This is a genomic window from Metabacillus malikii, from assembly GCF_030813355.1.
In the GTDB taxonomy this organism is placed as follows: Bacteria; Bacillota; Bacilli; order Bacillales; family Bacillaceae; genus Metabacillus; species Metabacillus malikii.
On the sequence record NZ_JAUSUD010000005.1, the window covers coordinates 120297 to 133465 of the forward strand.

The following is a 13169-nucleotide window of genomic DNA, read 5'->3' on the forward strand; positions in this document are numbered from 1 at the left end:
TACCAACTGAAAGGGAGGAACAGCAATGCAACGACATTGTAAAAAACTTATATGCTTACTTTTAATCTTTACTTTCATATTACCAATTAACTTAGCATTAGCAACAGAAATGAATGATAAGGAAAAGTTTGAACAAAAATTTGATGAATTCATGAAAGAGGCAATGGAAGAACATCATGTTCCTGGTGTAACGTTATCTGTTGTAAAAGACGGCAAGCTATTTTACAAAAAGGGCTATGGATATAGCGACCTAGAAAAAAAGACCCCAGTAGATGAAGATGATACATTGTTTAGAATCGGCTCAGTTACGAAACTGTTTACAGTTACATCCGCATTAGCATTATCTGACCAAGGAAAACTAAACCTAGAGAATGATGTAAATCAATATTTAGACAAATATAAAATCGATTACTATCAAGATAAACCGATATTGGTTAAGCACCTTCTAACACATACAGGTGGCTTTGATGAGCGGGCAAGTAATATTTTAGGACCGGACGTAAAAACTGAACTGTTAAGTTTAGATGAATTCTTAAAAGAGGAAATGCCGGTAACCTTTAGAGAACCCGGTCAAATTATGTAGTACTCAAACCATGGAATAGCGCTCCTAGGGAATATTGTAGAAAATGTCAGTGGGAGCAGAATTGATCAAGCTATACAAACGACAATTTTTAATGAATTAAATATGGAGCATACGTATTATCGTTATACAAATGATTTAAAAGAACAAACCTCAAAAGGCTATTTGTATTCAGGAACTAAGTATGAGGAATTGAAACCAACTGAAGTATTACCGCATCCAGCTGGTTCAATCATTTCAACTGCGGATGATATGGCAAAGTTTATTATCTGGCAGCTAAATGGTGAGGGAATATTAGAAGAAAGTACACTAAGGGATATGCAGCAAACCCAATACACCCATCAAAAGGGTATGCTAGGAAATGCTTATGGTTTTTATGAAGGACTAAGGAATAATCATAAAGTGATTGAACATGGGGGTGATACGAATGACTTTTCGAGTTTATTATCGATGCACCCTGAGGAAAAATTAGGCTTCTTTCTTTCCGCTAACTCAAATGCAGGTGGACAAATGCTTCGAGAAGAATTTGCAAATGAATTTTATCAGTACTTTTTAGGAGAAGGGCCTCAAAGAGTAATTGATAGTACGGAACTAAATCAAGTTGAAGCGATGAACTCTCGTCAGTTTGAAGGACACTATCGATACGGAAGAGTACCTCAAAGTACACCATTAAAATTTTTGAATCCGTTTATGGGTAAAATCAGTGTTCATCAAATTGATAACAACAATATTAGAGTTAAGGACGATATAGAAGAAACGATTTATCACAAAATAGCAAATAACCTGTACCAAAATAAAGCGGACAATAGTTTGTTAGTATTCGAGAAGGACGCAGAGGGTAGAGTATATATGGTGAAGGAACGCTACCCGATGATTGGCTTAGTAACTGGCATGCACGGAACATATGAAAAAATGACAGAAAGCTCGGTCGTAATTGAAAACAGTATCATAATACCTTCAATTATTGCGCTTATTTACTTAGTTGTGATGCTAATTTCTCAATTTAGAAAAACAAAACAAAAATACAAAGGTCACGAATTAGCTGCAAAGCTACTACTGATTGGAACTAGTACGATGATCCTTATTGAAACAGGACTATTTGCTTTGATGATAATGAAGGTAATGAATAACGAATTTAACTTTAACGGAATTATGACAACGATTCATATCACTAGCTGGTTATTTTTATGCTTAACATTGATTACAACAATCTATACAGGGATAGCATGGAAGAATAACTATTGGAAGTTAAAGGGTAGAATCTTCCACAGCATTGCAAATATAGCTGCCATTCTGATGGTCATCTGTATCGTTTATTTCAATGGTCTATTCTAACCCAAATGGGAAGGTTACTTTGTTGAACAAATATGAGTGTATGTCCTTCGTCAAACGGATGAAGGACTTTTTGCGTGAAAGACTTTAGTGAAGTAGAGTTGTTCTTCATAAAGGTAGTGAAGATGTTCTTAGGGCAAAAAAATATAGAAACGTGTTTTGTTTTAGGAAAGGCAATGTAGATTAATAACAATTATGTCCGAATGGAAAGGTGTCATTTATCAGGCATGTGAAAATTGCTGAAAGAAGAAATGTTCTTCATCGGGAGTATGAAGACCAAAAAAATAAAAGCAGAGCGGAGAAATGTTCTTCATCAGGCATATGAAGACCAAAATAATAAATGCAGAAAGGAAAAATGTTCTTCATCAGGCATATGAAGACCAAAATAAAAAAAGCAGAGCGGAGAAATGTTCTTCATCGAGTGTATGAAGACCAAAATAAAAAAAGCAGAGCGGAGAAATGTTCTTCATCAGGCATATGAAGACCAAAATAAAAAAAGCAGAGCGGAGAAATGTTCTTCATCAGGCATATGAAGACCAAAATAAAAAATGCAGAGAGGAGAAATGTTCTTCATCGGGCATATGAAGACTAAAATAATAAAAGCAGAGAGGAGAAATGTTCTTCATCGAGTGTATGAAGACCAAAATAATAAATGCAGAAAGGAAAAATGTTCTTCATCAAAGCATAAGAAGACCAAATTAATTAGTGTAGAAAAGGTAAATTTCATTCATCAAGCATGCGAAGACCTTTAAGAGAATCCTCTTAGAGACCACAACTTCATTTGTTTGCTAAATCAAGAAGCCACTAGCTATAAGTCATACATTTGCTCCACTGATTCATATCCAACAGGGTTCCTGCATATCAACTACCCGATAACAGCATATAATAAAGGACTCATACAAACAGTGACGAATAAATTCACATATTACTTTAATAGAAAAGGGTAACACCAACACAAATCAGAATGTCCAAATGATTGAGCAACGAAATATATGTCATTTAAATTATTGGAATATTATGAAACATCAAAATAATATTGTAATATATCATAAAAGTGCTTATAATGGTATTCATTAGATAGACAATTGTCTTTATGGAGTGGAAAGATACGAGAACTCAGAAATTAATTAAGTTAATAAATTGTATATTTATAAAATTATTTGGGGGATTTTTATGAAAAGTATACTGAAGAAGTGGAATCAGGTCAGTATTGTTAAACAAATTATTATAGGTCTTATTATCGGGATTATTTTAGCTTTAACTGTTCCAAAAGGAGCGGGCTTTATCACGATTTTTGGAACGTTATTTGTCGGTGCATTAAAAGCGGTTGCTCCAATACTCGTATTCTTTCTCGTTATTGCAGCTATTGCGCAGCATCGTAGTGGTCACCAAACAAATATGAAAACAATTATCCTCCTTTATCTGTCAGGGACGTTTTTAGCTAGTTTAGTAGCAGTTGGAGCTAGTTTTCTCTTCCCTGTTACATTAACTCTAGTAGAAGGTCCAGAAGGCTTTACAGCTCCTGGTGGTGTAATCGAAGTATTAAAGACACTTTTGTTAAATGTCGTTGATAATCCTGTAAATGCCTTGATGAATGGGAATTATATTGGCATATTGGCTTGGGCGCTTCTATTAGGGTTTGCATTAAGAAGTGCATCGGAAACGACAAAAACATTGATTACGAATCTTTCGGAGGCAGTCTCTAAGGTTGTTACATGGGTCATTAAATTAGCGCCACTAGGGATTATGGGACTAGTTTTTGAATCTATTTCGACCAATGGCTTAGGTTCTTTAAAGAGCTATCTTGATTTGTTAATTGTCTTACTTGGTTGTATGCTTTTCGTAGCGTTAGTGGTGAATCCGCTAATTGTCTATTTTTTAATAAAGCAAAATCCTTATCCACTTGTATTGAAGTGCTTGAAGGATAGTGGTTTAACGGCGTTCTTTACGCGAAGTTCAGCAGCAAATATTCCTGTTAATATGCGTTTGTGCAATGAGCTCGGATTGAATAAAGACAATTATTCAGTATCCATTCCATTAGGTGCTACAATCAATATGGCTGGTGCAGCGGTAACGATCTCTGTATTAACACTAGCTGCTGTCCATACCTTAGATATCCAAGTTGACTTTGCGACAGCCTTAATTTTAAGTATTGTAGCAGCAGTTAGTGCTTGTGGTGCTTCAGGGGTTGCAGGTGGTTCATTATTGCTAATACCGTTAGCAAGTAGTTTATTTGGCATTAATGCTGACATTGCCATGCAAATAGTCGGCGTTGGTTTTGTCATTGGTGTGTTACAAGATTCATGTGAAACAGCACTTAACTCATCAACAGATGTCCTCTTTACAGCTACAGCTGAATATAAAGAATGGCGTAAAGAAGGGAAAGACATATCAATAGATAAGGCTATACAATAAATAATACTCGTAAACTGCACCATTTGTTAGGTAGATCTAACAGGTGCAGTTTTTATTTGCGCTAAAATAAATTAGAATAAAAGAAAGGTGAAAATAAGGGGTTAAAAAAAGATGAACAAAACAATCGGTATATTAGCACATGTGGATGCAGGTAAAACAACTTTTTCAGAGCAACTGCTTTATCATACAAAAAGTATTAAACAACGTGGCAGAGTCGACCATCAAAGTGCCTTTCTAGATAATCATGCAATCGAGAAGCAACGTGGGATTACAGTTTTTGCTGAACAAGGATTGTTTGCGTATAAAAACTCTACATATTATTTAATTGATACTCCTGGACATGTTGATTTTTCCCCGGAAATGGAACGTGCTATACAAGTAATGGATTATGCAATTGTTATTATTAGTGCCGTAGAAGGTGTGGAGGGACATACCGAGACGGTTTGGAACATATTAAAAAAACATCAAATTCCAACTTTTTTCTTTATAAATAAAATAGGTCGAACTGGTGCAGATATTGCTGCAGTTATGAAAGAAATAAAGGACCAACTTACAGAGGATACGTATGACTTTACAGAAGCATTTCATGAAGGGGACATGGACGAAGGGCTAATCGAATTTATTGCCGAGCGAGATGAGGAAATTTTAGACCAATACATGGAGTCAGGCTATGAACCTGATTTATGGTTACGAAAGTTACAGCATATGATTAATGCTACACAAATTACTCCATGCTTTTATGGTTCGGCACTACAAGATATAGGTGTGAAAGATTTTCTGGAAATATTCGATTTAATAACAACAACAAATTACAAAAACACTGATCCGTTAAGGGGTAAAGTTTATAAAGTTCGATATGACGAGAACGGCACAAGAGTAACATTTTTAAAAATTCTTAGTGGTCAAATTGCTGTACGTGATGAAATTAATTATGGGGATGATTTTCGGGAAAAGGTAACTCAAATTCGAAAATATAATGGGAACCAATATGAGCAGGTAAACGTAGTATATGCTGGAGAGCTAATTGCTGTAATTGGACTATCCAATGCTACAATTGGTGATGGTGTTGGAGCACTAAAAAGTGTAGCACATTATGAGATGGTGCCAACATTAAAGTCCCGGGTTGTATTTGAAGATGAAATGAACCCGAGAGAGGCATTAGCATACTTTCGAATGTTAGAAGCAGAGGATCCATCATTACATGTTATGTGGGAAGAAAAGTTACAGCAAATCCATTTACATGTTATGGGTGCAATTCAGTTAGAAGTCCTAGTTGAAATGGTGCGGGAACGGTTTTCATTAAATATCATATTTGAACGCCCAGAAATCCTTTATAAAGAAACAATAGAATCAGATACAATCGGTTATGGTCATTTTGAGCCTCTTCGTCACTATGCAGAGGTCCATCTACAAATACAACCCGGTGAAAGAAACAGTGGGATTTTGTTTGAAAGTAAATGTCATACAGATGACTTAAATACTGGATTACAACATCTTGTTGGCCAACATGTTATGGAACGTGAACACCATGGTCTTTTAACAGGTTCTCCGTTAACAGATTTGAAGGTAACGTTGCTTACAGGTCGGGCTCATAATAAACATACACATGGCGGTGACTTCCGTGAAGCAACATATCGCGCGGTGCGACAAGGTTTGGAAAAGGCAGAGAACATCCTATTAGAACCTTATTATCACTTTAAAATTAAAGTAGATATTGAACAGATGGGTAGAGTGTTATCAGATGTACAAGCAGCATCAGGTAGATTTGATGCCCCTCTAACATTAGAGGACAAAGCAATTATCACAGGCGTTGTACCAGTTGCTACGTTTATGGAATATAGTACACAGCTTGCTTCTTTCACGCATGGAAAAGGGGCAATTAGTTTAACTTTTGGTGGATATGAACGTTGTCATAATTGGAGCGAAATCATTGAGAAAATTGGGTACGACAAGAATGCAGACCCGGAATACACCTCTTCCTCAATCTTTTGTGCAAAAGGACAAGGGTTTACCGTAAAATGGGATGAAGCAGAAGAATTGATGCACTGTTTGAAATAAATTAATGGTGGAACGAATCACGAACACCTTTATTAGGCTAACCGATTCCGGTTATAAAGGTGAGTTTTATAGATTATATTTAACTATATGTGCGTAATAAGGCAAGTTTAATTTATACTAGCCGAACAAGAAATAGAGGGAATGCGTTATGAATGAGGAATTATCAAAATACGAGGATGAGAGCTATCGGTTAGCAGAGCAAAAAGCGATTAGCTATTTTAGGTCTTTAACCGAACATGTTAATCAAAATTCATATATTCCTATTTTAACAAAGGATATAAATGCATGGAAGCAAGAACGTATTCATCATCCATTAGCCTCTTTTTTTATGAAAGGAAAGAGGAGACCAAATACGAAAGATTACCATCAGTATATTCAATGGATGGACTCTACAGGAAAGCTTGATACCTATTTGGAACGTAGTATTTCTTATATTTTTATGAGAGACCTAGGGAAGGATATGAACTCTCCAATAATTAAGAAAAGAATTAGGAGTATTGTAGAGAATTTAAAACAAGACTTAACTTCAACTAGTGGCAAATCTGAAATGTTTAGTATGGCGAAATTATTCAGAATGGCACAAAAGGAAAACGTAGAATCGACTTTTATATGGGTTATGAACAAGATGAAGTTTGTCTCCTCTCATCTTCCAGACGGCTTGGACGCTGAACAGGCACAACGGAAGCTTATAAAGATTATAGCTGGTGTCGTTATGCAAGAAATTGAAGAAATGGATAACGATGTCTCTTCAACTGAACGGAAGAAGCGGCTTGAGAAAGCGATAAGGTTAGGTTATTGCTATGGATTAACCTATCCATTTGTTGATGATTTGCTAGATTCAAAGGTATTATCAAATAGTGAAAAAAGACAGTATTCCAACTTGATTCGAACAACCCTTCTTACTGGAACTGTGCCAAGATTAAAGTGGTCTGGTGACCATATCGAATTAATTACATTCATACATGCAGAATTGAAGGATGCGTTTGAATATATTAAGGCAAATCAGCGTGATGAGACGAGTACTACGTTTTTTGAACAATCCTATGTATTCTTTCAATCCCAAGAAGTAGACCGAAATAAGTCACTTTCTAACCCGAATTATTCAAATGAAGAAATCTATATCCCAGTCATATTAAAATCCGCATCATCGAGATTAATTGTCAGATCCGTCATCAGTGCACCGAAAGATATGGGCTTTGATAACAGAACTTTCTATTATGGTATCTATAATCAGTTAGCAGATGACTTTGCTGATATGTTTGATGACCTTGAAAATGGTGCCGTCACTCCGTATACCTATTATTTACGTTACCACAACCAACGCAATGACTTGATTAATCCCTTTGAATTATACTGGACAGTTATCTATAACCTAATTCACAATGTGTATCGTTCTGACCGAAAGGTATGTGAACTCATACTTGACCGGGCGATAAATGGACTAAAACGATTTAAGGAACGGACCGGTGATGAGAAGTACAAAGAGGTCATGAATTTATTTACTTCGGAAATATCGGAATTTAATAACCTCATACAGCATGTTGTTCGAAAAGCAGAGAATGTTGATTTCTTTGATAAACTGTTACGTGATCATATTTTGACAACGTTAAGAACAGACAGGAAAGAACAAGATGACTTTTTCGATACAGTAAAAGAAGTCAGGCAGCATGTAAATGAGATTTTGCCAATGACAAAAGAAAAGAAGCTAACTTTATTGGAGGATCCTATTGTCGATGCAGCTAATTATAGTCTAGAAGGGTCTGGGAAACGACTAAGGCCAGTTATTAGTTGGTTTATGGCTGTGAAAGAATATGAATTAAATCAAACGGCAATAGAACCGCTATTAAAGTCATTAGAATATTTGCATACAGCTTCATTAATCTTTGATGATTTGCCATCACAGGATAATTCAGCATTTCGACGTGGCCGGCCAACGTTACATCAGGTACAAACTGTAGGAATTGCAGAATTAACGGGACTCTTTTTAACCCAAAGAGCGATCTGGGAGCAGGCTTCACTTGACAAGTTTGATGCAAAAGCGGTGTTAGAGTTAATTCGATATTCTGTGAAAATGACAGAGGATATGTGTAAAGGTCAGGAATTGGATTTAGCCTCAAAGGGAAAGAAGTTAACTAAAGAACAATTAAATAAGCTTTGTTTCTATAAAACTGGTATTGCCTTTGAAGCAACACTCGTTATGCCTGCTATTCTAGCACAAGTAAATGAGGAAGAAGTTCAAGCCTTGAAAACCTATGCATATCATCTGGGGATTGCCTTTCAAATTAAAGATGATTTACTAGATGTTGAAGGGGATGAACAAAAGCTTGGTAAACCACTTGGCAAAGATATGGAGAATAATCGTTCAACCTTTGTTTCAGTTTTAGGAATAGACGGTGCTCGGAATGCGATGTGGGACCATTACTGCTCTGCGATGGAAGTACTACAAGAAGTCCCACAACGAACAAGCTTTTTAAAGCATCTATTAAATTATATTATTCATCGTGACCATTAACTGTATAGTACGAAAAGGACGGTATCACGTAAGTGTCTGACCCCCCTCAAATATTGCATGATTTTATTTGGGGGGGTAGAACTATTTTTAATGACTAGTTGCCAGATGACTAGACTGTGTATAGATAATATGAGGATTTGTAGAAAGATATATGATTACATATCGAGTTTATGAACGTGTGTTAAAGAGACCAAAATAGTTTCTAAGTAAAATAGAAGTCCATCTACATTGAGGGTAGCTCCGTATATTCTCAATTAGACCGTGAATAATTGCTGGTTTTAATGATGGACTGATAATCTCCTCCTTAAGTAACGCTAACGATTCCTTTCCTATTGAATCTTCTATTTCATCAATACTCTGCTCAATTACACTTATAAGTTCATTCTTTGATATATCTTTACCTATCATCGAAAATTCACTCGTTATAAAAGGAAGTGACATGTGCTTGGCAAGTATTTCAGTTTTTTCTACGAGTGAACGGGTAAGTGCATCTAAGTCTAGAGGTACTTTTGAAAAAATAAGTAATCCTGAATAGGTTTGAATGAATCCTTTTATGCAATATACTAAATCGTATTTTGATTGTTTCACGGCATCTCCAAATCGTTTTTCCACGAGTAACAAAATGATTCTTTCGTGGAGTTCATTATAGTAGTGTAACTTCGATATTATTTCCTTGTTCATTGTATGTGTTTGCTCGATGATAAAAATTTTCGCGAAGTTGCTATGTTTATCGATTAAATGAAAGCTTGAGTAGAAGAAATCGTATAATAGATTCGAATACTCTCCATTTTTGACCGTGTAGTCAATCGTGGTTGTAATTTCTGTCACAAAATGGTCAATTAATGCAAAAATTAGTTCGTCCTTCGATTTAAAGGACAAGTAGAAAGCGCCTTTGGAAATTCCACAATGTTCGGTGATTTGCTGGACGGAAGTGGCTTCAAAACCTTGTTCAGCAAACAATTCTAATGCCTTTTCCATAATTAATTGTTTTTTCAGCAAGTTTATCTCTCCTAGGTCAAGTTGTTGACAAATGACTAATTAGTCATTAGTATAAATAAATGGGTTTATTAAGTCAAATAGGGTAGGTGTAAATGTGAAAGGAATAGTCAATTTTGTACTGAAAAATAAATTAGCAGTATGGTTACTTACGATTATTATTACAGTATCTGGTATCTATTCAGGTACACAAATGAAAACAGAAACAATCCCGGATATCTCAATACCATACTTAATGGTAATGGGTGTATACCCTGGTGCAACACCTGAAAAAGTAATGGATGAAGTATCGATGCCTATCGAAAAGGCGGTTGAAGGGCTTGAGGATGTTAAGGCGGTATATTCAAATTCTTCATCTAACGTATCTAGTATTCAAGTAGAATATGAATACGGTGTAGATATGGATGAGAAAAAGCGCCAGCTAGAGTCCGCTCTTGGTAATGTTACTTTACCAGAAGATGTAGATGAACCAACGATTACTTCAATTAGTATGAATATGATGCCAGTTGTGGCACTTAGTGTGAGTAGTACGAAGGAAGATATCGTAGAGTTAACGTCTACTGTCAATGATATTCTACTTCCAAAGATTGAAAAGATTGATGGTGTCGCTTCTGCAACGATTACAGGGCAGCATATTAACGAAGTAGAATTAACGTATAACAAAGAGAAAATGGCCGAGCTTGGTTTAACAGAGGATACAGTTAAACAGATGGTTCAAGCTAGTGATATGGCCGTTTCTTTAGGTCTTTACGAGTTTGAAGAAGGTGAACAAGCTGTTGCGATTGACGGTAAGTTTATGACAGCAGATGAATTAAAGGAAATGCTCATTCCCGTTACACCGTCTGAAGCAAATCCTACACCTTTTGTTAAGTTAAGTGATATAGCAACAGTTGAAACAGTTGGGAAAGTACAGTCTGTATCGCGTACAAATGGTAAAGATGCAATCGCGGTACAAATTATCAAAGGACAGCAGGACAATACCGTTGATGTTGTTAATAAAGTGAAAGATTTAATTGAAGAAGAAACAGATAAAATTGATGGTCTTGTTATTGATGTATCACTTGACCAGGGAGAACCGATTGAAAAGTCAGTTCACACGATGATTGAAAAGGCGTTATTCGGTGGATTAATTGCCGTACTCATTATCCTCCTATTCTTACGCGACTTTAAATCAACAATCATCTCAATTATCTCGATTCCTGTATCAATTTTTATGGCGTTGCTATTGTTAAAGTGGATGGATATTACACTTAACATTATGACTTTAGGTGCCGTAACAGTCGCGATTGGACGTGTAATCGATGACTCGATTGTAGTAGTAGAAAATATATACCGACGTCTCCACTTGAAGGAAGAGAAGCTTACAGGTCGTGCACTTGTACGTGAGGCAACAATTGAAATGTTCAAGCCGATATTGTCATCAACATTAGTAACTGTTGCAGTATTTGCACCACTTATTTTTGTAGGTGGAATGGTTGGAGAACTATTTATGCCATTCGCGTTAACGATGACATTTGCGCTTGGAGCATCTTTAATCGTGGCGATTACAATTGTTCCGGCATTATCACACTTCTTATTTAAGAAAAAGCTATATGCTGAAAAAACTGAGTCGAGCCATAAGGAACATGGTAAGCTTTCGAACTTTTATAAGAGAATCCTTGAATGGACATTAAATCATAAAATTATTACAAGTGTAGTATCTATCATTTTATTGGTAGGTAGCTTGATGCTTACACCGCTTATCGGATTTAGCTTTATGGGCAGTGAAGAAGAGAAAGTGATGTATTTAACATATACTCCAGCTGCTGGTGAGCTAATGGACGATACGTTAGAAAATATTGCAAAAGTAGAAGATGAGCTTCTAAAACGCAAAGATATTGATATTGTTCAACTATCTGTTAATGATGAAGCTGATACTATGTCAGCAATGATGGGCGGAGGATCCGGTGGTGCATTGATGTACCTAATCTTTGATCCCGAAATGGAAGACTTCCCAGAAGTTCGTGAAGAAATTGAAGAGTATGTATTTAATATTGGTCAATCAGGCGAATGGAAGAGTCAAAACTTCTCATCGATGTCAATGTCAACAAATGAACTCAGCTATACATTCTACAGTGAGGATTTAGATAAGTTAAATGAATCCGTTAAAAAAGTAGAAGATGTAATGAAGAAAAATAAAAAGCTTGAAGATGTATCATCCAGTGCGGAGGATGCATATGTAGAATACGTCTTTAATGTAGAGCAGGATGAATTATTACAATACGGCTTAACAACAGGTCAAATTGTGATGATGTTAAATCCTGATAATTCAAAAGATGTACTAACCACAGTTGAAAAAGATGGTGAAACTCTTGATGTTATCATTCAACAGGCTCAAGAAGAAACACCAAAATCTATTGAAGAAATGCTAGATAAGTCTGTTCAAACAGAATTAGGTACATCTATGAAACTGAAGGACATAGTAGAAGTAGAAAAAGGAACTACATTAAATACACTTTCTCGTAGTGGTGGCGAATATTATGCATCTGTTTCAGGAACAATCACGGAAGATGATATATCTAAAGTGACAGCTGATGTAGAAAAAGAACTAGAAGAAATTGAACTGCCTAAAGGTGTAACAATGGATGTAGCTGGGGTTACAGCAGATATGAATGAAACCTTCACACAGTTAGGTTTAGCGATGTTAGCGGCAATTGCGATTGTGTACTTCATCTTAGTCGTTACATTTGGTGAAGGTGTCGCACCATTCTCGATTCTATTCTCGCTACCATTTGCAGTCATTGGTTCATTTGTCGGCTTATTGATTGCAGGCGAAACGATTTCTGTGTCAGTTATGATGGGTCTCTTAATGTTAATAGGTATCGTTGTCACAAATGCGATCGTACTTGTAGACCGAATTATTCATATGGAACGTGACGGACTATCGATGCGTGATGCAATTCTTGAAGCTGGAGCAACTCGTTTACGTCCAATCCTTATGACAGCTATCGCAACAATCGGAGCATTAATTCCATTAGCAATTGGTTCTGGTGGTGGCGGAGGTTTAATCTCTAAAGGTCTCGGTATTACCGTCATTGGAGGATTAACAAGTTCGACATTATTAACATTAATTATTGTTCCAATCGTTTATGAAATTTTATCAAAAATGTTTAAGAAAAAGCGTAATGAAGTGATGGATAACTAGAAATCAAAAGCCTAACAAGGTGATACATCTTGTTAGGCTTTATTTATATCAAATATAAGTAGCGTTCTATTAATTTGTAAGGTAATGGTGCC

Annotated in this window: 5 protein-coding genes and 1 pseudogene; 5 read left to right on the forward strand and 1 reads right to left on the reverse strand. The window is 36.0% G+C overall.

Features of this window, described 5'->3' with window-relative positions:
* The first annotated feature begins 151 nt into the window (after nt 1-151).
* The 4 genes and pseudogenes from J2S19_RS07375 (at nt 152) to J2S19_RS07390 (ending at nt 8897) form a co-directional block, all read left to right on the forward strand.
* Nucleotides 152-1915, forward strand: a pseudogene (locus J2S19_RS07375) (serine hydrolase domain-containing protein).
* A gap of 1170 nt (nt 1916-3085) precedes the next feature.
* Nucleotides 3086-4327, forward strand: coding sequence for a serine/threonine transporter SstT (gene sstT, locus J2S19_RS07380; protein ID WP_307339442.1), 1242 nt, complete (start codon nt 3086-3088; stop codon nt 4325-4327).
* 111 nt (nt 4328-4438) lie between these two features.
* Complete coding sequence (locus J2S19_RS07385; protein ID WP_307339443.1) at nt 4439-6385, forward strand: GTP-binding protein; 1947 nt, start codon at nt 4439-4441, stop codon at nt 6383-6385.
* A gap of 148 nt (nt 6386-6533) precedes the next feature.
* Complete coding sequence (locus tag J2S19_RS07390; RefSeq protein ID WP_307339446.1) at nt 6534-8897, forward strand: polyprenyl synthetase family protein; 2364 nt, start codon at nt 6534-6536, stop codon at nt 8895-8897.
* A 168-nt stretch (nt 8898-9065) separates the two neighbouring features.
* On the opposite strand, the gene J2S19_RS07395 is transcribed toward J2S19_RS07390, so the two are convergent.
* The gene (locus tag J2S19_RS07395; RefSeq protein WP_307339449.1) at nt 9066-9896 is read right to left on the reverse strand and encodes a TetR/AcrR family transcriptional regulator; all 831 of its coding nucleotides are present in this window, start codon (nt 9894-9896) and stop codon (nt 9066-9068) included.
* A gap of 94 nt (nt 9897-9990) precedes the next feature.
* Here J2S19_RS07395 and J2S19_RS07400 point away from each other — a divergent pair, with 94 nt between their 5' ends.
* Entirely contained in the window at nt 9991-13077 is a 3087-nt protein-coding gene (locus J2S19_RS07400) for an efflux RND transporter permease subunit (RefSeq protein WP_307339452.1), read from the forward strand.
* Nucleotides 13078-13169 lie beyond the last annotated feature (92 nt).

Excerpts from the sequence above, each read along its gene's own strand:
- J2S19_RS07385 (WP_307339443.1), top strand. The coding sequence starts at position 4,439 with ATGAACAAAACAATCGGTATATTAGCACATGTGGATGCAGGTAAAACA.
- J2S19_RS07390 (WP_307339446.1), top strand. The coding sequence starts at position 6,534 with ATGAATGAGGAATTATCAAAATACGAGGATGAGAGCTATCGGTTAGCA.
- sstT (WP_307339442.1), top strand. The coding sequence starts at position 3,086 with ATGAAAAGTATACTGAAGAAGTGGAATCAGGTCAGTATTGTTAAACAA.